Source organism: Streptomyces sp. NBC_00285, from assembly GCF_036174265.1.
In the GTDB taxonomy this organism is placed as follows: domain Bacteria; phylum Actinomycetota; class Actinomycetes; order Streptomycetales; family Streptomycetaceae; genus Streptomyces.
The window spans coordinates 1,843,941-1,863,942 of record NZ_CP108055.1 but is presented as its reverse complement, the minus strand read 5'-3'; the positions used below and the strand labels follow the sequence as shown (position 1 = coordinate 1,863,942).

General features: G+C 71.5%; 22 protein-coding genes. 8 read left to right on the top strand and 14 right to left on the bottom strand.

Features of this window, described 5'->3' with window-relative positions:
• Nucleotides 1–30: 30 nt before the first annotated feature.
• The 6 genes from OHT57_RS08480 to OHT57_RS08455 form a co-directional block, all read right to left on the bottom strand.
• The gene (locus OHT57_RS08480) at nucleotides 31–513 is read right to left on the bottom strand and encodes a nuclear transport factor 2 family protein (protein ID WP_328745454.1); all 483 of its coding nucleotides are present in this window, start codon (nucleotides 511–513) and stop codon (nucleotides 31–33) included.
• A gap of 136 nt (nucleotides 514–649) precedes the next feature.
• Nucleotides 650–1,822, bottom strand: a complete 1,173-nt coding sequence (locus OHT57_RS08475; protein ID WP_328745453.1) for an FAD-dependent monooxygenase — start codon at nucleotides 1,820–1,822, stop codon at nucleotides 650–652.
• Nucleotides 1,823–2,010: 188 nt separating this feature from the next.
• Nucleotides 2,011–2,190: a hypothetical protein gene (locus OHT57_RS08470; protein ID WP_328745452.1), complete on the bottom strand. Its 180-nt coding sequence runs from the start codon at nucleotides 2,188–2,190 to the stop codon at nucleotides 2,011–2,013.
• Between the two features lie 110 nt (nucleotides 2,191–2,300).
• A complete protein-coding gene (locus OHT57_RS08465; protein WP_328745451.1) occupies nucleotides 2,301–2,819 on the bottom strand; it encodes a DUF1877 family protein in 519 nt (172 codons plus the stop codon).
• A gap of 7 nt (nucleotides 2,820–2,826) precedes the next feature.
• Entirely contained in the window at nucleotides 2,827–3,702 is an 876-nt protein-coding gene (locus OHT57_RS08460) for an undecaprenyl-diphosphate phosphatase (RefSeq protein WP_328745450.1), read from the bottom strand.
• A 219-nt stretch (nucleotides 3,703–3,921) separates the two neighbouring features.
• Entirely contained in the window at nucleotides 3,922–4,695 is a 774-nt protein-coding gene (locus OHT57_RS08455; RefSeq protein ID WP_328745449.1) for a TVP38/TMEM64 family protein, read from the bottom strand.
• A 318-nt stretch (nucleotides 4,696–5,013) separates the two neighbouring features.
• On the opposite strand from OHT57_RS08455, the gene tuf reads away from it, so the two are divergent.
• Nucleotides 5,014–6,183, top strand: a complete 1,170-nt coding sequence (tuf, locus tag OHT57_RS08450) for an elongation factor Tu (RefSeq protein WP_328745448.1) — start codon at nucleotides 5,014–5,016, stop codon at nucleotides 6,181–6,183.
• A 98-nt stretch (nucleotides 6,184–6,281) separates the two neighbouring features.
• Nucleotides 6,282–7,127, top strand: a complete 846-nt coding sequence (locus OHT57_RS08445; RefSeq protein ID WP_328745447.1) for a spermidine synthase — start codon at nucleotides 6,282–6,284, stop codon at nucleotides 7,125–7,127.
• Here OHT57_RS08445 and OHT57_RS08440 read toward each other — a convergent pair.
• Nucleotides 7,089–8,390 carry an MFS transporter gene (locus OHT57_RS08440; RefSeq protein ID WP_328745445.1) on the bottom strand — a complete coding sequence of 434 codons (1,302 nt, stop codon included), beginning with the start codon at nucleotides 8,388–8,390 and terminating at the stop codon, nucleotides 7,089–7,091. The genes OHT57_RS08445 and OHT57_RS08440 overlap by 39 nt on opposite strands.
• Before the next feature lie 224 nt (nucleotides 8,391–8,614).
• Between OHT57_RS08440 and OHT57_RS08435 the strand changes: the two genes are divergently transcribed.
• Entirely contained in the window at nucleotides 8,615–9,052 is a 438-nt protein-coding gene (locus OHT57_RS08435) for a DUF4442 domain-containing protein (protein WP_328753150.1), read from the top strand.
• Between the two features lie 183 nt (nucleotides 9,053–9,235).
• Here OHT57_RS08435 and galU read toward each other — a convergent pair whose 3' ends face one another.
• Together galU and OHT57_RS08425 are read right to left on the bottom strand one after the other, a co-directional pair.
• Nucleotides 9,236–10,186: a UTP--glucose-1-phosphate uridylyltransferase GalU gene (gene galU, locus OHT57_RS08430; RefSeq protein ID WP_328745444.1), complete on the bottom strand. Its 951-nt coding sequence runs from the start codon at nucleotides 10,184–10,186 to the stop codon at nucleotides 9,236–9,238.
• A 561-nt stretch (nucleotides 10,187–10,747) separates the two neighbouring features.
• The gene (locus tag OHT57_RS08425) at nucleotides 10,748–11,281 is read right to left on the bottom strand and encodes a hypothetical protein (protein ID WP_328745443.1); all 534 of its coding nucleotides are present in this window, start codon (nucleotides 11,279–11,281) and stop codon (nucleotides 10,748–10,750) included.
• Nucleotides 11,282–11,299: 18 nt separating this feature from the next.
• Between OHT57_RS08425 and OHT57_RS08420 the strand changes: the two genes are divergently transcribed.
• Both OHT57_RS08420 and OHT57_RS08415 read left to right on the top strand, forming a co-directional pair.
• Nucleotides 11,300–12,418, top strand: a complete 1,119-nt coding sequence (locus OHT57_RS08420; RefSeq protein ID WP_328745442.1) for an RICIN domain-containing protein — start codon at nucleotides 11,300–11,302, stop codon at nucleotides 12,416–12,418.
• 227 nt (nucleotides 12,419–12,645) lie between these two features.
• Complete coding sequence (locus tag OHT57_RS08415; RefSeq protein ID WP_328753149.1) at nucleotides 12,646–13,296, top strand: DedA family protein; 651 nt, start codon at nucleotides 12,646–12,648, stop codon at nucleotides 13,294–13,296.
• 3 nt (nucleotides 13,297–13,299) lie between these two features.
• Here the strand turns inward: OHT57_RS08415 and OHT57_RS08410 are convergent, their stop codons facing one another.
• A complete protein-coding gene (locus OHT57_RS08410; protein WP_328745441.1) occupies nucleotides 13,300–13,833 on the bottom strand; it encodes a gamma carbonic anhydrase family protein in 534 nt (177 codons plus the stop codon).
• A gap of 105 nt (nucleotides 13,834–13,938) precedes the next feature.
• Between OHT57_RS08410 and OHT57_RS08405 the strand changes: the two genes are divergently transcribed.
• Nucleotides 13,939–14,694, top strand: a complete 756-nt coding sequence (locus OHT57_RS08405; protein WP_328745440.1) for an acyltransferase — start codon at nucleotides 13,939–13,941, stop codon at nucleotides 14,692–14,694.
• 55 nt (nucleotides 14,695–14,749) lie between these two features.
• Here OHT57_RS08405 and OHT57_RS08400 read toward each other — a convergent pair whose 3' ends face one another.
• Nucleotides 14,750–15,607, bottom strand: coding sequence for an EamA family transporter (locus OHT57_RS08400; RefSeq protein ID WP_328745439.1), 858 nt, complete (start codon nucleotides 15,605–15,607; stop codon nucleotides 14,750–14,752).
• 93 nt (nucleotides 15,608–15,700) lie between these two features.
• On the opposite strand from OHT57_RS08400, the gene OHT57_RS08395 reads away from it, so the two are divergent.
• Nucleotides 15,701–16,273, top strand: a complete 573-nt coding sequence (locus OHT57_RS08395) for a helix-turn-helix domain-containing protein (RefSeq protein ID WP_328745438.1) — start codon at nucleotides 15,701–15,703, stop codon at nucleotides 16,271–16,273.
• A gap of 146 nt (nucleotides 16,274–16,419) precedes the next feature.
• Here the strand turns inward: OHT57_RS08395 and OHT57_RS08390 are convergent, their stop codons facing one another.
• Nucleotides 16,420–17,496, bottom strand: a complete 1,077-nt coding sequence (locus OHT57_RS08390) for a cation diffusion facilitator family transporter (protein WP_328745437.1) — start codon at nucleotides 17,494–17,496, stop codon at nucleotides 16,420–16,422.
• A gap of 60 nt (nucleotides 17,497–17,556) precedes the next feature.
• Here OHT57_RS08390 and OHT57_RS08385 point away from each other — a divergent pair, with 60 nt between their 5' ends.
• Nucleotides 17,557–17,916 (top strand): ArsR/SmtB family transcription factor, encoded by a 360-nt coding sequence (locus tag OHT57_RS08385; RefSeq protein ID WP_328745436.1) that lies wholly within the window; start codon nucleotides 17,557–17,559, stop codon nucleotides 17,914–17,916.
• A gap of 16 nt (nucleotides 17,917–17,932) precedes the next feature.
• Here OHT57_RS08385 and OHT57_RS08380 read toward each other — a convergent pair whose 3' ends face one another.
• A complete protein-coding gene (locus OHT57_RS08380) occupies nucleotides 17,933–19,144 on the bottom strand; it encodes a 4-hydroxybenzoate 3-monooxygenase (RefSeq protein ID WP_328745435.1) in 1,212 nt (403 codons plus the stop codon).
• Nucleotides 19,145–19,430: 286 nt separating this feature from the next.
• A complete protein-coding gene (locus OHT57_RS08375; protein WP_328745434.1) occupies nucleotides 19,431–19,838 on the bottom strand; it encodes a CoA-binding protein in 408 nt (135 codons plus the stop codon).
• Nucleotides 19,839–20,002: the final 164 nt, after the last annotated feature.

Here is a 20,002-nt window from a genome sequence, read left to right as displayed (position 1 = left end):
CGTGTGGTTGACCACCTTGAGGATGTCGGCTCAGTTGATCACAGGTGCCGGGACGGGGTCGGGCAGACGCCGCCACTTCTCCTGTACGACGACCTCGCGCAGCCGCCAGCCGGCGTCCGTGCGCAGCAGAGTGAAGGCGTAGCGGCCGCCGCAGACGAAGTCGGGGGCGGTGCCGTCGCCGCCGTCGCCGATGCGCATCGGGTTGATGTAGTCGGCCTGGACACGGGCCGTGTCGCCGGTGTCCTGCTCCAGGGTCCCGAGCCGGATGCGCCGGTTGACGATCAGGTGCTGCCGCATCGAGAACAGCTGCAGGCTCTCCGCGAGCCAGCCGGCGACGGTGTGCGCGTCGCCGTCGACGCCGCCCGCCGAGCGGTAGTCGGCCCGTCCGTCGGAGGTGAACAGCTTCCGGTACGCCTCCCAGTCGCCGTCGTCCACGGCGACGGCGTAGTCGGTGACGAGTGCGTCCACGGCCAGCCGGTCCATCACGGTCGCGAGCTCCACACGCTGCGTCATCGGCTCAGTGTTGGGCATGGGACGGGCCGCGCCAAGGGGCGTGCGGTGACATTCGGCGGGCGGGGAGGTTTCCGGCCGGCGGGGGCCGGGCGGGGCCGAGGGCCGTTGGGGGTCCGGTCCGGCGGTGCGCGGTACGTCACCCGTCTGTCAGGACGTCCACCGGCCACGCGGCCGAGTGCGGGCCGAACCTGTTCTCGGCCGCGAGGGCTACCAGACGGGCGTTGCGTGCCTCGGCCTCGGGGCCGTCCGGCAGGTGGTAGTCCTGGCCCGCCCGCGCGGAGCCGGCCTGCACGGTCGTGGCGGCGGGGGCCCGCCTGCGGACGTACCGGTCGAGGGCGTCGGGCACCTCCCCCGGTTCCGTTTCCGTGAGGCAGTCGCCGAGCACGGCCGCGTCCATGACGGCCTGGGCCGCGCCCTGGGCCTGGAACGGCACCATCGCGTGGGCGCTGTCGCCGAGCAGGGTGATCCGGCCGACGTTCCAGCGGGTGAGCGGGGCACGGGTGTGGATGCCGTAGCGGAAGACCTGGCCCGCGCGTTCGAGAACCGTCAGCAGTCGGGGGTCCCAGCCTGCGAACGCGCGCAGTTGCTCGCCCGGCGCCGCCCGCGCGGTCCATGACTCCTGTGCCGCCCGGTCCGTCACGAACACGGCGACGACGTTGAGGAGTTCACCGCGGCGCAGCCAGTAGTGGACGATGTGCCGGCCGGGGCCGAGCCAGCCGGCGTACCCCGGAAGGTCCAGGTCGGCCACCTCGGCGGCGGGGAGCAGGGCGCGGTAGGCGGCGGTGTGCGAGAACACGGCCTCGTCCGCGCCGAAGAGCCACTGGCGTGCGGCGGACCGTATACCGTCCGCGGCCACGACCAGGTCGGCATCCAGCTGTTCGCCGCTCGCCGTGGTCACATGGGCCGACGTGTCGTCCTGGTCGATGCCCACCACGGTGGTGTTCAGACGCAGCGACCGGGGCGGTACCGCGGCGACCAGTGCCTGCTGGAGATCGGCCCGGTGGACCTGGAGGTACGGTGCCCCGAACTGCTCCTCGGCCTCGCGGCCGATCACGTAGCGGCAGATCTCGGATCCGTCGGACCATGTGCGGAAGCTGACGTGCGCCGGGCGGGTGGCGTGTTCCGCGACGGCGTCGAGCAGTCCCAGCCGGCCCAGTACGCGGGTGGCGTTGGGGGCGAGCTGGATCCCGGCGCCGATCTCGGTGAGCTGCCGCGACTGCTCGAGGAGCGTCACCTCATGGCCGGCCCGGCGCAGACTGAGCGTCGCGGTGAGTCCCCCGATGCCCGCACCCACGACGATCGCTCTCATGGCAGGACCTCACTTCGAGATCGGGGAGACTCGACTGCGGGTCCGAGCAGGCTATCGGTGAGAACTGCGGGGCTGTAGAAGGCGTTTCGGCCTACGTGAGCGAAGAGGACCGGCCGGGTGGATCATCACCGGGCGCCGATGCCGATGCCGGCAACTGCGCCGGTCGCTGTGCCTGATGCCGGGCCGTCTCAGGCGGCTTCGACGACGGCACCGCGGATCGCGGCCGCCCACTCGACGACCAACAGCTCGTACTCCACGCGTTCCTGGGACGAGAGGGTGCCGCCGGCGCGCATCCAGAGCGCCCGGATCTGCTCGTTCACCTGGGCAGCGGACCGCACGGAACCAGAGGTCACGGAATCGGGGGACATGCGGACAAGCCTAGGCGCAAGAACTGACAGTGCGCTACCGGACGGCTACGCACAACGTATGTGATTGGTCACGGATTTCGGGGCGGGCGCCCTGTGACGGTGTGCCGCGATCAGTCGATCCAGGCGACGACGCACTGACCTCGCCGTGCGGCCCCACGGTAGAACTCCCGCAGGGCGTAGAAGCGTTCGACCAGGTGAATGCGTACGTCACCGTCGAAGCCCGGGCCGAAACCGCAGACGGCCGCCGCCGCGGCGGGGGAGTGCGGTAGGTCCGCCAGCAGGGTGTTCAGGTCGATGGCGTCGAGGCCGTGCGCGATGTCGGCGACGGCGACGGGCGCGAGCAGCCGTGGCGGGTCCGCGAAACCGTCGTACACCTCGTCGTGGTCGAGGAACCCGACGTCGCCGCCCGGGTCCCCCGAGATCGCGCGGTCGAGCAGGGTCACCGTGCCCGGGTCGGCTCCCGACCGGCGGCAGTGCCGCAGGAGACCCCATGTCGCCCAGCCCGTGTCCAGACAATTCCCGGCCGGGGGAGACCAGTTCGGGGACGCGTCCGGCGAGTCCAGGGCCGAGGCGCGGCAGCGGATCAGGTATTCCGGTGCGACCCGCGCGAGTTGCTGGGTGAGGGCCACGCGGGCGTCAGCCCGCAGACTCCGCCGCGTGGGGGCTCAGGGCGCCCATGCCGACCAGGACGATGATGACGATGCCGAGGGCGATGCGGTACCAGACGAAGGGCATGAAGCTCTTGGTCGAGATGAACTTCATGAACCACGCGATCACGGCGTATCCGGTCACGAAGGCGATCACCGTGGCGAAGATCGTGGGGCCCCAGGAGACGTGGTCGCTCTCCATGGCGTCCTTCAACTCGAAGAGACCGGAAGCGAGTACGGCCGGGATGGCGAGCAGGAAGGAGTAACGGGCCGCGGACTCACGCCTGTAGCCCATGAAGAGGCCGCCGCTGATGGTGGCGCCGGAGCGGGAGACGCCGGGGACGAGGGCCATGGACTGGCAGATGCCGAAGATCAGGCCGTCCTTGATGCCGAGGTCGTCGAGTTCCTTGCGCTGCTTGGGTGCGCGGTGCTTGCCGCCGGTCTCGTCGCGTGCCGCCAGCCGGTCGGCGACGCCGATGACGATGCCGACGACGATCAGCATGGTGGCGGTGATGCGCAGATCGCGGAACGGCCCCTCGATCTGGTCCTTGAACAACAGGCCCAGTACGCCGATCGGGATGGAGCCGACGATCACCAGCCAGCCCATCTGGGCGTCGTGGTCGCGGCGCAGTTCCTTCTTGACGAGGGAACGGCTCCAGGTCGAGATGATCCGCCCGATGTCCTTGCGGAAGTAGATCAGCACGGCGGCCTCGGTGCCGATCTGGGTGATGGCGGTGAACGCCGCCCCTGGGTCCTTCCAGCCCGAGAAGGCCGCGGTCAGGCGCAGATGCGCGCTGGAGGAGACGGGAAGGAACTCGGTCAGCCCCTGAACGAGCCCGAGGATGAGTGATTCGAACCAAGACATGAAGTTACGGCGTCCAAATGCTGGTGGTGTGAGGGGCGTCGGGCGTGCCACATCACCGGGCGCGGTGATCGGGGTGCGAGGGCAGCCTAGCGTTCCCGTGCCGTTGTGCCGCTGTCGGCCCCGCCGGTCGTCGCAGTTCGAGGACGGTCCGAGCGGCCGGTACTGGAAGGGGTCCGGCCGCAACTCCCCACGGGGCGCCGGACGGTGCCGATGTGCGGCTCAGCCGCGCAGCGCGTGCCGCTTGCGCCAGGCCACCACGATCCCCGCCAGTCCCGGCAGGGCGATCGCAGCCATGGCGATCAGGAAAGCGGGCGACGTCGGCGCGGAAGCCCGCGCCCCGGCGACCACATACGCGGCGGTGTTCGGAATCGACCCGAGCGCCGTCGCGACGAGGAACGGCACGACCCTCATACGGGACACGGCCGCGCAGTAGTTGGCCGCCCAGAACGGAATCCCGGGAAACAGCCGAGCCGCGAGCATCGACCGGAACCCGTGCCGGCTCAGCTGCCCGTCCGCGGCCTTCAGCCACCGTCCCCGCAGCAGCGGCCGCAGCGCGTCCTGCCCGAGCATCCGGCCCAGACCGAAGGCGATACCGGCCCCGAGTACCGTGCCGGCGAGCGCCGAGGCGAGCCCCAGCTGGGAGCCGAAGAGCGCGCCCGCCGCGAGATTGAGCAGCGGCCGCGGCACGAACGCCACCGTGCACAGGCCGTACGCGACGCCGAACACGACGGCCGCCGCGACCCCGCCGAGCTGGGGCGGCCAGCCGTCCGAGAGCAGTCGCTGGGGCTCGAAGAGCAGGACCGTGGAGGCGGCGCCCGCGAGCAGTGCGACGAGCAGGGACAGCCGGGACCACGGTGACAGCAGCACTCTGGTGCAGCGTGCGGTGAGGCCCACCGGAGCGGGGACGGCGGCAACCGTGAGGGTGAGCTCAGTGGCAGTGGTCCGGGGAGAGACCGTGGCGGTGCCCCCAGAGCGGGTGGTGGCATCGAGCATCCAGTGACCGTAACCGACTCGGATGTGTGATCGCCGTATGGGTGCGGACGATTGTGCGGACATGCGGCGACAAAAACCGTTCGACGTGGGACGACGCGTCGGACATGATCTGCGTCATGTTCCGGTACGCCTTCGCTCTCGCAGCATCCGCAGTCGCGGATGCGCCGAAGGCTGCCGTTCCCGTTCTCCTGGCCGCCGCAGACGGCGCCCGAAGCTGACTCTCCCCGGATCGACCGGCGGACCCCGCAGGGGGAGGGTCGGCAGGTTCCTCGGGGTCCCCGTTCTTCCATAAACACGAAGAGGCTTCGAGGTACAGCCATGTCCAAGACCGCATACGTCCGCACCAAGCCGCATCTGAACATCGGCACGATGGGACACGTCGACCACGGCAAGACCACCCTGACCGCCGCCATCACCAAGGTCCTCGCCGAGCGCGGCAGCGGCACGTTCGTGCCGTTCGACCGCATCGACCGCGCCCCGGAGGAGGCCGCGCGCGGGATCACCATCAACATCGCGCACGTCGAGTACGAGACCGACACCCGGCACTACGCGCACGTGGACATGCCCGGCCACGCCGACTACGTCAAGAACATGGTCACCGGGGCCGCGCAGCTCGACGGGGCGATCCTCGTCGTGTCCGCACTCGACGGGATCATGCCGCAGACCGCGGAGCACGTGCTCCTCGCCCGGCAGGTGGGCGTGGACCACATCGTGGTCGCTCTCAACAAGGCGGACGCGGCCGACGAGGACCTGGTCGAGCTCGTCGAGCTGGAGGTCCGCGAGCTGCTCACCGCGCACGGCTACGGCGGCGACGCGGTGCCCGTCGTACGGGTCTCGGGGCTGAAGGCGCTGGAGGGGGACCCGCGGTGGACGGCGTCGATCGAGGCGCTGCTCGACGCGGTGGACACCTACGTCCCGATGCCGGAGCGGTACGTGGACGCGCCCTTCCTGCTGCCCGTCGAGAACGTGCTGACCATCACCGGCCGGGGGACCGTGGTGACCGGTGCGATCGAGCGGGGCACCGTGCGGGTGGGGGACCGGGTCGAGGTGCTCGGGGCCGGGCTGGAGAGCGTCGTCACCGGCCTGGAGACCTTCGGCAAGCCCATGACGGAGGCGCAGGCCGGGGACAACGTGGCGTTGCTGCTGCGGGGTGTCGTACGGGACGCGGTGCGGCGGGGGCATGTGGTCGCCGCGCCCGGCAGTGTGGTGCCGAGCCGTCGCTTCACCGCGCAGGTGTATGTGCTGTCGGCGCGGGAGGGCGGGCGTACGACGCCCGTCTCGACCGGGTACCGGCCGCAGTTCTACATCCGTACGGCGGATGTCGTGGGGGACGTGGACCTCGGTGAGGTCGCCGTCGCACGGCCTGGCGAGAGGGTCGTCATGACCGTGGAGTTGGGCCGGGACGTTCCGCTCGAGGCGGGGCTCGGGTTCGCCATCCGTGAGGGCGGGCGGACCGTGGGTGCGGGGACTGTGACAGCCGTTTCGTAGGGGTGGCTGATGTTCGGCGGGGGACTGCGGGCCGGTTGTGGCCGGCCGCGCGGTTCCCCGCGCCCCGACGGGCAGTGCGGCGCAGGCACAATTGCGGGATGACCGAGTCCATCCCCGTCGCCCGCGCCGTCGACCACGGGTTCGCCAAGTTGATGCCCGACGTCGATCGGGAGCGGGCCTGGTTGCTGACCGTGGACGGGGCTCCGCAGTCGTACGTCGATCTGGACGAACCCACGCATCTGGAGTTCGAGTACGCGCTGCGGCTCGGGCATGTCCTGGACACCGTCGGGGAGGCGGGGCGGGCGCTGGACGTGGTGCACCTCGGTGGGGGCGCGTTGACACTGCCCCGGTATCTCACCGCCACTCGGCCCGGTTCCCGGCAGGACGTCGTCGAGGCCGACCGGGCTCTGCTGGACATGGTCGTCGAGCATCTGCCGCTTCCGGACGGGGCGGGGATCGCGCTGCACGCGGCCGACGCGCGGGTGTGGCTGGAAAACGCCCCGGCGGGCTCCGCCGACGTGCTGGTCGCCGACGTCTTCGGGGGGTCACGGGTTCCGGCACATCTGACGTCCGAGGAATACGCGCGGGAGGCAGCGCGGGTGCTCCGGAGCGGCGGCGTCTATCTCGCGAACCTCGCCGACGCCGCGCCCTTCGCGTTTCTCCGTTCCCAGCTCGCCAATTTCGCGGAGGTGTTCGAGGAGCTCGTGCTGATCGCCGAACCCGGTGTGCTGCGGGGACGGCGGTTCGGGAACGCGGTCCTCGTCGCCGCGCACCTGCCCCTCGACACGGCGGCCCTGGCACGGCGTACCGCGGCCGACGCCTTTCCCGCGCGGGTGGAACACGGGGCCGGACTGCGGCAGTTCATCGGCGGGGCCCGCCCGGTGCGGGACGCGGACGCGGTGGCGTCACCCGAACCCCCCGACGGGGCGTTCGGTATCGGCTGAACCGTTCGCCGCGCCCTGGGTGACCTGCTTGGTCCTGCGGCGCAGGTTGCGGACGTCCGGTACGCACAGGACGGTCGCCGTGACCACGACGATCAGGCCCGAGCAGCCCCACAGGGCCGCCGCGCGTCCGAACGTCGACTCCGCGGGGCCCGCCAGCGCCGCCGCGAGCGGCATGAGGGCGACCGAGCCGAACCAGTCGTAGGCCGAGACACGGGAGAGCTTGTCCTCCGGTATCTCCTGGTGCAGGGCGGTCATCCAGGAGACCCCGAACACCTCGACGGTCGCGCCGGCCAGGAACATCGCCGTACACAGCAGGGGCACCGACACCGGTACGGCGAGTGCGGCGGACGGCAGGGCCATCGGGAACACGCACACGATGCCCACGAACAGCAGCCGGCGCGGTTTCCAGCGGGTCATGAGGAGGGCGCCGACGACCGTGCCCGCGCCGAAGAAGGCGAGGGCCACGCCCCAGGGGCCCGCCCCGCCCAGGTCGTCGCGGGCGACGAGCGGGCCGTAGACCGCGTCGGCGGCGCCCAGGACCGCGTTGGCCACGGAGAACTGGACCACGATCCCCCACAGCCAGGGCCGCCCCGCGACCTCCCGCCAGCCCTCGCGGAGGTCGGCGAGGATGCCGGCACCCGCTTCGCGCGCCGGGATGTGGCCGACGTCGAGGAAGCAGCGCAGCGAACCGGCGACGGCGAACGCCACCGCGTCCGCCGCGAGCACCCAGCCGGGGCCGACCGCGGCGACCATCGCACCGCCGAGCGCGGCACCGCCCAGCGCCGCGCCCTGCATCGCCATCCGGAACACCGCGAAGGCCCGGCCGGCCTGTTCGCCGCTCACCGAGGACAGCAGCATGCCCTCGGCCGCCGGGCTGAAGAACGCGTGGCCGGTGCCGCCGAGCGCGGTCAGCACCATCATCTGCCACAGCCGGGGTTCGCCGGTCAGGACCAGGAGGGCGAACGCGCCCTGGGAAAGGCAGTTGAGGGCGTTGGCCGCGACCATCACGCGGTGCCGGGGCAGCCGGTCCGCCACCGCGCCGCCGATCAGCAGGAACACCACCAGCGGGAGCGTGCGCGCGGCGGCCACCAGGCCCACGTCGCCGCTGTCGCCGCCCGACTCCAGCACCGCGAAGGCGGCGGCGATCAGGGCACCGTTGCTCCCGAGGTTCGTCACGAAAGCGGCCGCGGTCAGCAGGCTGTAGTTGCGGTTCGCCCAGGCGGGTCCGCGGGTACGGCGGGAGGAATCGACGGAGGGGGTCACCGGCCGACTATCGCCGCCGGACGCCTGCCCTGCCAAACCAATTGCAGGCCATCTCGCGTGTCGGTGAGGACCGGCGGTCCCCGAGTACCGGGTCGACGAGGAGGCGGTCGACGGCCGCCCGGTGTGCCGGGGCGAACGGCGGTGACGAGACGGCGATCACCTGCGCCGGGCCTGGTCAGCGCCTACTACTCGTGGGTAACATCGGGTCCATGAGCGCAGACCAGATGTCCATCGGCGAGATGCTCGCCGCCACCGTGCCGATGGCCCGGACCCTGAACCTCGAGTTCGTGGAGACGAGTCCGGAGAGGGCCGTGGTCGCCCTGCCCGACCAGGGCGAGTTCCACAACCACGTGGGCGGACCGCACGCCGGGGCGATGTTCACGCTCGGCGAGTCGGCCAGTGGTGCGATCGTCCTGGCCGCGTTCGGTGACCAGCTCTCCCGCGCGGTCCCGCTCGCCGTCAAGGCGGAGATCGCCTACCGCAAGCTCGCGACGGGTCCGGTCACCGCCATCGCGACCCTGGGCCGCCCGGCCACCGAGGTCGTGGCCCAGCTGGACGCCGGGGAGCGCCCCGAGTTCCCGGTCACGATCGAGATCCGCCGCGAGGACGGGGCGGTCACAGGCGAGATGACCGTGGTGTGGACCCTGCGGCCTAACGGCTGAGCCGACGCGGACGGGGCTCGGCGGATCCGTGGCTGAGTTGCTGAGCCGACCGAGGGGTGGACGCCCCCGCCGAGCGCCCCAGCTGTCCTTCGGGGCGGATGCCGGGCGCGCGCGTCCCGTCGCGCGTGACATCCGTGTCGGCGGTCGGCGGTCGGCGGTCGGCAGTCGGCCGGTGTCCGGGGCTCAGGCCGCCGGCCGTTGCCACCCGGCACTCTCGCCGCCCTTCAGCCCCGCCACGAACTCCTTCAGCCAGCCGATGAACTCGGGGCCGAGGTCGTCGCGTTCGCAGGCCAGGCGGACCACCGTGCGCAGGTAGTCCGCCTTGTCGCCGGTGTCGTAGCGCAGGCCGTCGAAGACGACTCCGTGGACCGTGCCGCCGGCCGCGAGGTCCTGGAGGGCGTCGGTGAGCTGGATCTCGCCGCCGCGGCCCGGCGGTGTCCGGTCCAGGACGTCGAAGACCGCGGGGTCCAGGACGTAGCGTCCGATCACCGCGTAGGCGCTGGGAGCCGTCTCGGGGGAGGGCTTCTCCACGAGGCCGGTCACGCGCACCACGCCCTTGTCCTCGGTCGGCTCCACCGCCGCGCAGCCGTAGAGGTGGATCTGCTCGCGCGGTACCTCCATGAGGGCGACCACGCTGCCGGCGTACCGGTCGCGGACGTCGAGCATCGTGCTGAGCAGGCTCTCGCGCGGGTCGATCAGGTCGTCGCCGAGGAGGACGGCGAAGGGCTGGTCGCCGACGTGGCGACGGGCGCAGAGCACCGCGTGGCCGAGGCCGAGGGGCTCGCCCTGGCGGATGTGGTGGATGTTGGCCAGGCGGGCCGGGTCGCGTACGGCGTCGAGGCGCACCGCGTCGCCCTTGGCCGCGAGGGCCTGCTCCAGTTCGAAGGCGTTGTCGAAGTGGTCCTCGATGGCCCGCTTGTGGCGGCCGGTGACCATCAGTACGTCGTCGAGTCCGGCCGCGGCGGCCTCTTCGACGACGTACTGGATGGCCGGCTTGTCGACGACCGGCAGCATCTCCTTCGGTGTCGCCTTGGTCGCCGGCAGGAACCGGGTGCCGAGGCCGGCGGCCGGGACGACCGCCTTGCGGACCGTGCGGGCGGGGGCGGGGGCGTCTGCCGTGTGGGGGACGATCATGTGGATCATGCTGCGTCACCGGGATGAGAACGCACCGGGAGACGGCTGGGAGCTTCCTGTGGACGGGCCGGAAGATGAAGATTTCGTGTGCCAACCATCCGGCGGATGCACACAACCTGACGACGACGCCCCGCTTATTTCGAATGCGGGTCCGGCTACCGCCGGTAACTTTTCTGAAGTGGCCTCTTTTTGAACATGAGTCACTCGAACTTCTTGTTTGCTGTGCAGCAATTGTGCGAAGGTGAGCGCGCCCCCGATAGTCGAGTCGGAACTGACGCGGCATAGGTATGCACCAATCAGGCACCTGCATTCCGAGGACGCGCATTCCCCATGCCGTCCTGCGGCCTGGAAGGAATTGGTCCAGTGCAATCCGCTTACCCTCCACGACCCCCGTACCCCCCACGTCCCGGAGCGAGCCCGGGGGAGTCCGACCGCAATCTCCTGGCCAGGCTCGGGGAGAGCAGTGTGGACGGCCATGCCGTCGCCCTGTTGATGGCACGGCACTGGCGGCCGACCTACGAATACGCGGTCATCTGCCTCGCCTCTTGGTCGGGTTCGGCGTCAATGGCGGCTGCCGCGGCTTTCCACCGGGTGCTCGGTCGGGCGGGTGACGGAGCTTTGCGCCCACAACTGCTTACGGCGGTAAGGGAGTTCGTCAAGGAGTGGGCCGCCGATGACGAGGTGTCCGCCGAACTTCCGGAACTCCGCAAGACGATCGGCGGTCGTGGTCTTCGCGCGGCGAGGTCCGTCACCCCCGAAAGGCGACTGCTCGCCGAGCGCGCATTCCGGGCTCTTCCGGGGGCCTCTCAATGCCTGCTGTGGCATGTCGAGGTCGAGGCGGAAAACATTTCTGTACCGGCCGGCCTGTTGGGTGTCGACGCGGCCCGTGCCACGGCCGCTCTGGACCAGGCCCGCGAGCAATTCCGTACCGGATGCGTGCGTGCCCACCGGGAACTCGCGCCGACCAGTGAATGCCGTTTCTACAACCGTCTCCTGGATGTCCCGATTCGCCGGGGTGGAGATCTCCTGCCCGATGTGCGGAAACATCTGGCGGAATGTCGGTACTGCCGTCACGCGGCCGAACAGCTCAGTCATTTCGAGGGCGGCCTTGAGGTGCTGCTCGCCGAGACGGTGCTCGGCTGGGGGGCCCACCGCTATCTGGACTCGCGACCCGCGCGTGCCGGGAACCAGCCGGAGGCGGACCTCCACGGCGCGGTCCGCCCCCGGCCCGGCGGACGGCATCGGCCCACCACGGCCGGCGTCCTCGCCCAGCCCCGCGGGCATGCCCGGGCGGTACTGGTGGGCGCCGGACTGACCTCCCTCGCCCTGCTCGGCACGGTGCTCGTCGGCAAGGGCTGGACGGGCGACGGCGATGTGCCCACGACCGGCACCACCTGGGGCGCGGTCAGCAACAACACCGTCCGGCCGAGCCCGTCGGAGGTGTCCCACGAGGCCGGATCCCCATCCGCCGCCTCTCTGGGCAACCCCGTCCAGGTCGGCCACGGCAGACTCCGCAACGCCGATGTCGGCCTGTGTCTCGACACCCACGACGGCCGGCTCGGGGACGGCGTCCAGGCAGTCCTGGCGGAGTGTTCCGCCGCCGGGTCCCAGCAGTGGTCCTACGAGGACGACGGACTGCTGCGCAGCACCGCGGATCCCGGGCTCTGCCTCGACTCGGACGTCGGGAGGCGGACGGTGGTGGTCGCCGACTGCCTGGCGCACGCGGACGGGGCCCACTACGACCTCACCGTGCGCGGCGAACTGCTGCTGCGCCGCGGCAAGGGGCTGCTGGTCGCGCCCGGCAAGGGCGAGAGCGTCGCCGTCACCGGGCGGGACGGTTCGAAGGCGCAGCGGTGGTACCTGGAGTCCACCGACGAGAGCGCGCCCACACGTCAGGGCACTCAGTCGCCGAAGACGGAGAACACGGAGAACCCGGAGGGCACGGAGAACCCGGAGTCGCGCAGTGGCTCCGGCGGAACGGACGGCGCTCCCTTCGCGCCCCACCTCGCCCCGGCCTCGCCTCCCGGTGCCGGCCAGGGCTCCGGCGGGCCCTCGGACCAGCAGGGAACCCCGTCCGGGCAGTACCGGACGAGGGTTGCCCAGGTCGACCACGACGACTCCGCCCCGGCCGCCCCGGTCGAGGAGGCCGGGGTGGCGGTGCACGCGGTCGTGGACGCCGTGACCTCGGTCGCGGCACCCGTCACTGCGTCCCTTCGGACCGTGCTGCCGTAGACCGCCGCCGTGAGACCGGGTCCGACCCGGTCTCACGGAGCCCCCTTCGGACCGGTGCAGGTATGTCAAAGGCCGTGTTGTCCCGTCGTGGGGTGGCACGGTCGGGAGAGCCGCCCGCAGGTGCGGGAGCCGTTGCCTCGGACGTTGGTTCACGTGACCCGGTAGGCTGCCACGGCGTGCGCGCGTTCACGGCGCGCGCCGTGAACGCGACTCAGGAGGAACCGGCGTTGCACGTCCAGGAATGGCTCGACACCGTGCCCCCGATCGCCGTCTACGCCCTGGTGGGCCTGGTCATCGGCCTGGAGAGCCTGGGTATTCCGCTGCCCGGCGAGATCATCCTGGTCTCGGCGGCGCTGCTGTCCTCGCAGCACGCCGGCATCAACCCGGTGGTGCTCGGTGCGTGCGCCAGCGTCGGGGCGATCATCGGTGACTCCATCGGCTATGCCATCGGGCGCAAGGGCGGGCGGCCGTTGCTGACCTGGCTCGGCAACAAGTTCCCGAGACACTTCAGCGAGGGCCATGTCGCCACGGCGGAGCGGTCCTTCGAGAAGTGGGGCATGTGGGCGGTGTTCTTCGGCCGCTTCGTCGCACTGCTGCGGATCTTCGCGGGGCCGCTCGCCGGTGTGCTGCGGATGCCGTACTGGAAGTTCCTGATCGCCAACGTGCTGGGCGGGATCATCTGGGCGGGCGGGACGACCGCGGTCATCTACTACGTGGGCATCGTCGCCGAGTCGTGGCTCAAGCGGTTCTCGTGGCTCGGGCTGGTGCTCGCCGTGCTGATCGGGCTCACCTCGATGCTCGTGCTCAAGCGCAGGGCGGCGAAGGCGACGGCCGAGATGCGGGCGGCCGAACCGGAGACCGTCCCGGCCGCCGACTGACCGTCACGCCGTGCCATGCACCTCGTCGTGGGCCTTGGCCAGGTCCGCGTAGAGCGTTCCGTTCAGGGTCACTCCCTGCCGCTCCTCGTCCGTCAGTTCCCGCCTGACCTTCGCGGGGACACCCGCCACCAGTGAACCCGGCGGGACCCGCATGCCCTGAGGCACCAGTGCCTGCGCGGCCACCAGGGACCCCGCTCCGATCACCGCGCCGTTCAGCACCGTCGCGCCCATGCCGATCAGGCAGTCGTCCTCGACCGTCGCGCCGTGCACGACCGCGTTGTGGCCCACCGAGACCCGCTCGCCGATCGTCACCGGGAAGCCGGGGTCGGCGTGCAGGGTGCAGTTGTCCTGAATGTTGCTCCGGGCGCCGACTGAGATGCGTTCTACGTCGCCGCGGGCCACCGCGCCGTACCAGAGGCTCGCCCCCGCCTCCAGGGTCACGTCTCCGATCACCGACGCGGTCGGCGCCACGAAGGCCGTCTCGTCGATCCTCGGTTCTCTTCCGCCGATGCCCGTGATCAAGGCCCTGTGCGTCATTTCGCCTCCCGCTCGCGGATATCCGGAACCGTACGCCACCCGGTGGGGCGAAGATCACAAGCCCTCGGTCTCATGCGGACGGCGCGCGCTCAGTACGGTGTGCTCGTGCCGAAGAGCAAGAACACGTTCTCATCCTGGCGGGGCCGTCTCGTCCAGCGTGCCGTCCACACGGGCTGGGCCTGGGTGCAGCGCACGGGCTCCGTGACCGCGGAGCGCCCGGGGCGTTTCCGCTTCGGCGCGCTGGGTGCGCACAGCCGGCTGGCCTTTCCGCTCGGCACGGTCTTCGGTGAGCCGTGGATCCACGTGGGGTCCCACTGCATCGTCGGCGAGCAGGTCACCCTGACCGCCGGCCTCATGCCCGACCTGGACCTCGGTCCGGAGCCGATCCTGCGCATCGGCGACGGGGTCGTGCTGGGGCGCGGCAGCCATGTCATCGCCGACACCACGGTCACCATCGGCAGCGACTGCTACTTCGGGCCGTACGTCTACGTGACCTCCACCAACCACTCCTACGACGATCCCCACGAGCCCATCGGCAAGCAGTGGCCGCGGATGGAGTCGGTGGAGATCGGGCCGGGCTGCTGGATCGGTACCGGGGCGGTGATCCTGCCCGGTGCGCGGATCGGACGGAACGTCGTCGTGGCCGCCGGGGCTGTCGTCCGAGGTGTGGTGCCGGACCACGCCGTGGTGGCGGGGGCGCCCGCCAGGGTCGTACGGCGATGGACCGCGGAGGACGGCTGGCAGCCGCCGCTGCGGACGCCGGCGCCGGTGCCGATACCCGAAGGGGCCACGGCGGACCAGCTCAACGCGCTGGCCGGGCTCGACGAGGAGACGGCGGCGAAACTCGCCGAGATGGACTGAGCGTCTCGCGGAGCCGGCCGGGCCGAGGGGCGCAGGGGCACTGCTGATCCCGGAGTCAGCCCGTCGCGAGGAGCAGCGTGCCGAGCAGGGCCAGGCCGGCGCCCGCGGCCTGGAGTGCGCGCAGCCGCTCGCTGAGGAAGCCGCGGGCGGCCAGGGCGGTGACCACCGGGTAGAGCGAGGCGAGTACGGCGGCCACGGTGACCGGGCCGTGCTGGGCGGCCACCGCGTACGTGCCGTTCGCCGCGACGTCCGCGAGACCGACGAAGGCGAGCGCGGGGAGGGACGACCAGGGGAGCCCGGTGCCGGGGAGGGCGGGGGCGCCGCGCTGCACCGAAACGAACAGCGCGGCGCCGGCCACCGCCACGCTGACGATCCGCTGCACGAACAGGGCCAGGAAGAGACCGGTGACGGTCGTGGACGCCTCCGCGATCAGGGCGAAGACGGCGCCGAAGCCGAGGGCCGCGACCAGCGTGAGGACGATCGCCCGGCGTTGTACGGGAGCCCCCCGCAGCTGGGGGCCGCCGGCCAGGACGACTCCGGTGACGGCCACCGCGATGCCCACGGCCTGCACGGCCCCGGGGCGCTCGCCGAGGAGGAGGCCGATGCCGACCGGGACCGCCACGCTCAGTGTGCCGAGCGGGGAGACGACCCCCATCGGGCCCAGCGCGAGTGCCTTGTAGAAGCAGATCAGGGCGACCGGCCCGGCCAGACCGGCGGCGAACGCGAACCACAACCGGGGCCCGGCCTCGCTCCAGCCGCCTGTCGCCAGCACGGTCATGCCGAGCACCGCCGCGGCGATCGCCTGCGAGACGACCACCACCGTGAGCGCCGGAAGCCGTCGGGTCAGCACGCCGCCGCCGAAGTCGGCCAGGCCCCACAGGAGGCTCGTGGCCAGGGCGAAGAGTGCTGTCACGGCTGACCTCGCAGTACAGTTCGGTGAACGGTCGGGTGCACCCCATCGTAGTTCATTCAGTTGGACCAAGTCATACAGAATATTGGACGTGAAGTGGCGGATCTCGACCTGCTGACCCAGTCCCTGGCGCGCAACGTCAAACGCTGGCGGACCGAGCGCGGCTTCACCCTGGACGCGCTCGCCGCCCGTGCCGGGGTCAGCCGCGGCATGCTGATCCAGATCGAACAGGCCAGGACCAACCCGAGCCTCGGCACGGTCGTGAAGATCGGCGACGCGCTCGGGATCAGCATCACCACGCTCCTCGACTACGAGCAGGGCCCGAAGGTCCGGATCGTTCCGCCGGAGCAGGTGGTGCGGCTGTGGAGCACGGAGGCAGGCAGCTGGAGCCGGCTGCTGGCGGGCGCGGAGGCCCCGGGGCCCCTGGAGATGTGGGAGTCGCTGATGATGCCGGGCGAGGCCAGCCGGTCGGATCCGCACCCGGTGGGCACGGTCGAGATCCTGCATGTCACGGAGGGCGAACTGACCCTGACCGTCGACGGGATCGAGCACCGGGTCCCCGCCGGGTCGAGCGTCACCTTCGAGGCGGGCATCGGGCACGAGTACGCCAACCGGGGTGACACCCCCGCCCGCTGGATGCTGGCGGTCTCGGTACCGGCCGTGTCCTGAGCGGCTGTCGGCCTGCCGCCATGGACGCGCCCACCGGGCACCCGACCGCGAGGCCCCGCTCCCGACGCCCTCGACGAGCTGACCGGCCCGGTCGCGGACGCCCGCAAGGGGAGACCGGCACGGAGCGACATGCGGCCGGCGGTTCCTCAGGCGCCTGTGTGGTGGGCGAGCGTCAGGTGGGGGTCGGTTTCGCCCGGTGCCGGTGTCGGGTCGGCGTGTACGAGCGCGGCGGTGAGACGCGGCACGGCGTGCAGCAGAGCGTGCTCGGCCTCGACGGCCACGGCATGCGACTGACGGACCGTCATCTCGCCGTCCACCACGACCGCCACCTCCGCGCGCAGCCGGTGCCCGATCCAGCGCAGCCTCAACTCGCCCACCCCACGCACCCCTTCGACCTCCCGCAGTGCGTCCTCGGCCCGGTCCACCAGGTGGGGATCGACGGCGTCCAGCACCCGCCGGAACACCTCGCGGGCCGCGTCCCGGAGTACCAGTGCGATCGCGGCGGTGATCGCCAACCCCACGACCGGGTCGGCGAGTTGCCAGCCGAGGGCCGAGCCGCCGGCGCCGAGGAGCACGGCCAGTGAGGTGAACCCGTCGGTACGGGCGTGCAGTCCGTCCGCGACCAGCGCCGCCGAGCCGATGTCCCGGCCCACACGGATGCGGTAGCGGGCCACACATTCGTTCCCCGCGAAGCCCACCAGTGCGGCCGCGGCCACCACCGGCACGTGCGAGACGGGACGCGGATCGAGCAGCCGGTCGATCGCCGCCCACCCCGCGAAGGCCGCGCTCGCGGCGATCGTCAGCACGATCACCATGCCTGCGAGATCCTCGGCGCGCCCGTAGCCGTACGTGAAGCGTCTGGTGGCCGCGCGTCGGCCCAGCACGAAGGCGATGCCCAGCGGTACGGCGGTCAGCGCGTCCGCCGCGTTGTGCACCGTGTCCCCGAGCAGTGCGACGGACCCGGAGACGGCCACGACGACCGCCTGCGCCAGCGCCGTCACACCGAGCACCGCCAGCGAGACCCACAGGGCGCGCATGCCGCGGGCGGAGGACTCCAGGGCGGAGTCGAGCTTGTCGGCACTCTCGTGGGAGTGGGGGGTGAGGGCGTGGGTGAGGCGGTGGCGGAGGCCGTGGCGCGGGTGCTCCTGCGCGTGTTCGTGCGCGTGCGGATGGTCGTGTCCGTGCTCGTGCGTCCGGTGATGCCCGTGGTCGTGGTCGCTCACGTGATGCTCCTTCCGATGTGCGGAGTGGACGTACCGCACTCACGGAGCCATTATGTGCGTATGAGCGCACGCATGCACCTATCACCTGCGCACGATGCGCACCCGCGCACCCCCGGCGAGGAACAGTTCGCCCTCGCGGCCGAGATTCTCGCCCTTCTGGGCGACCGCACCCGCCTCACCCTGCTGCACGTCCTGACCGGCGGCGAGGCCGATGTCACGACCCTCACGGAGGCCTGCGGAGCGGCCCGTCCCGCCGTCAGCCAGCACCTGGCCCGGCTCCGGCTGGCCGGGTTGGTGAGCACGCGGAAGGAGGGCCGCCGGGTGATCTACGCGCTGCGCGACGGTCACCTGCGCCGCCTCGTCGACGAGGCTCTCAAGGTGGCCGACCACCGGCTCAGCGACCGGCCGGTGCACGACTGAAGGATCGGTACAAGGATCAGTACGCGGACGCCGTACCCAGGTACTGCTCGGCGAAGGCTGCGGCTGTGGCGGGCGAGGTGAACAGGCGACGGAGGCGGGCGAAGGTGGTGCCCGCCCGGTACTCGTCGCCCGACGAGGTGCCGTGGTACACCTCGGAGAGCCACTGGGAGAACTCCTGGTAGTCCCACACGCGCCGCAGACAGGCCTCCGAGTAGCCGTCGAGGCCGCTGCCCTCACCCTTGCCGAGGTAGGCCACAAGAGCGTCGCCGAGCAGGAAGGCGTCGTGCAGGGCGAGGTTCATGCCCTTCGCCGCGATCGGCGCGGTGAGGTGGGCGGCGTCGCCGGCGAGGAAGAGGCGGCCGACGGTCATGGGCTCCACGACGTAGTTGTGCATGTCGAGGACGCGCTTCTCGATCAGCCGGCCCTCGGTGAGCGGGGGGCTGCCGTCCACGCCGAGACGCTGCTGGAGTTCGGTCCAGACACGGTCGTGGGACCAGTTCTCGGGGTCGTCACCCGGCGGGCACTCCAGGTAGTAACGGGTGACCTCGGGGCTGCGGGCCATGTGCCCGGCGAAACCGTGGGGATGGATGCCGAACAGGACACAGTCGGACGACGGCGGTGCCTCCGCGAGCAGCGCCAGCCAGCCGATGCCGTAGTCGTGCCGGGCGATGCGGGTGCTCTCCGGGAGGACGCTGCGGGTCACCCCGCGCGCCCCGTCGCAGCCCGCCACGAACTCGCACTCCACCAGCTGTCGTTCGCCCGTCCCGGCATCGGTGTACGACACGGAGGGCCGGTCCGTCTCCAGGTCGTGCAGGCGGACGTCCTGGACGCCGAAGCGGATCTCGCCGCCCCGTACGTCGGCGTACTCGCGCACCAGGTCCGTCACCAACAGCGGCTGCGGATACACGAAGTGGTGCTGTCCCGTCAGCTCGCCGTAGCCGAAGCGGAAGCGCTCGCCGGCGAAACGGAACTCGCACTCGGTGTGCAACTGGGCCCGCTCCAGCAGGGTGTCCGCGAGGCCGTGCCGCTGCAGACCGCGTACGGCCCACTCCTCGATGACGCCCGCACGCGGCCGCTGCTCGATGAACTCCCGGGTCTCCACCTCCAGGACGAGGCAGTCCACGCCGGCGGCCCGCAGGATGTTGCCGATCGTCAGTCCGGCGGGCCCGGCACCGACGACGACGACCGGAAAGCGTTGTGGGGCAACGGAGTTGGAGTCGGGAGTCACCCGGTCATTATGTCGGCGTCCCGGGGAGGCGGGAGGCGGTGAGTGGTTACGGGTGCCTCGGTGCGGGGGTGCGCGCTCATCGGCGTCTTCTCCGGTGTCCCACCACAGGGCGAGCCTGCCCGGCCGCCGCCGACGCCGCCCTGCCAGGAGATCACGCCCATGCCCACCAGGCGGACCGGCAGCCACCGGGCGGCCGTCCGGTCCAGCCGGGAGCGTCCGGCAGACTCAGGAATTGCGGGGAAGTGGTCGCCCGGGCGGACAAGGGTGCGTGCGGGTCTGCGGGGCGTCAGCCCAGCCGGGGCAGCTCGATCGCCGGGCACTTGTCCATCACCATGTAGAGGCCGGCGGCGCGGGTGCGGTCGTAGGCCGCCTCGTCGATGACGTCCAACTGGAACCAGACGGCCTTCGCGCCCTTGGCCACGGCCTCGTCGGCGACCGCACCCGCGAGGTCGCTGTTCACGAACACGTCGACCACGTCCACGTCGAAGGGGATCTCCGCGAGGGAGGCGTATCCCTGCTCGCCGTGCACGGTCTCCGCCTTGGGGTGGACCGGCACGATCCGCTTGCCGTGGCGCTGGAGCACCTCGGCGACCCCGTAGGCCGCGCGCCGCTGATTCGACGACAGGCCCACGATCGCCCAGGTGTCGCCGGGCTCGGTGAGGATCCTGCGGACAATGTCTGAGTCGCCGTACACGCTGGGCTCCCTGCTCTGTATGTGAGGACTGTTGTGCTCGGAAACAGCCGGCGGTCCCGGTTGATTCCGAGCGGTGGGGGCGGGAGGGTGACGGCGAGATGCAGGGCGAGCAGCAGGGGTTACGGGAGCGGGCGCGGTTGGTTGAACCCCGTACCAGTGTCCGG

Bases quoted from the DNA above. Each gene is read 5' to 3' on its own strand.
- OHT57_RS08480 (WP_328745454.1), bottom strand. From the start codon at position 513: ATGACGCAGCGTGTGGAGCTCGCGACCGTGATGGACCGGCTGGCCGTG.
- OHT57_RS08475 (WP_328745453.1), bottom strand. From the start codon at position 1,822: ATGAGAGCGATCGTCGTGGGTGCGGGCATCGGGGGACTCACCGCGACG.
- OHT57_RS08470 (WP_328745452.1), bottom strand. From the start codon at position 2,190: ATGTCCCCCGATTCCGTGACCTCTGGTTCCGTGCGGTCCGCTGCCCAG.
- OHT57_RS08460 (WP_328745450.1), bottom strand. From the start codon at position 3,702: ATGTCTTGGTTCGAATCACTCATCCTCGGGCTCGTTCAGGGGCTGACC.
- OHT57_RS08455 (WP_328745449.1), bottom strand. From the start codon at position 4,695: ATGCTCGATGCCACCACCCGCTCTGGGGGCACCGCCACGGTCTCTCCC.
- tuf (WP_328745448.1), top strand. From the start codon at position 5,014: ATGTCCAAGACCGCATACGTCCGCACCAAGCCGCATCTGAACATCGGC.
- OHT57_RS08445 (WP_328745447.1), top strand. From the start codon at position 6,282: ATGACCGAGTCCATCCCCGTCGCCCGCGCCGTCGACCACGGGTTCGCC.
- OHT57_RS08435 (WP_328753150.1), top strand. From the start codon at position 8,615: ATGTCCATCGGCGAGATGCTCGCCGCCACCGTGCCGATGGCCCGGACC.
- galU (WP_328745444.1), bottom strand. From the start codon at position 10,186: ATGATCGTCCCCCACACGGCAGACGCCCCCGCCCCCGCCCGCACGGTC.
- OHT57_RS08425 (WP_328745443.1), bottom strand. From the start codon at position 11,281: ATGACTGAGCTGTTCGGCCGCGTGACGGCAGTACCGACATTCCGCCAG.
- OHT57_RS08410 (WP_328745441.1), bottom strand. From the start codon at position 13,833: ATGACGCACAGGGCCTTGATCACGGGCATCGGCGGAAGAGAACCGAGG.
- OHT57_RS08385 (WP_328745436.1), top strand. From the start codon at position 17,557: ATGAGCGCACGCATGCACCTATCACCTGCGCACGATGCGCACCCGCGC.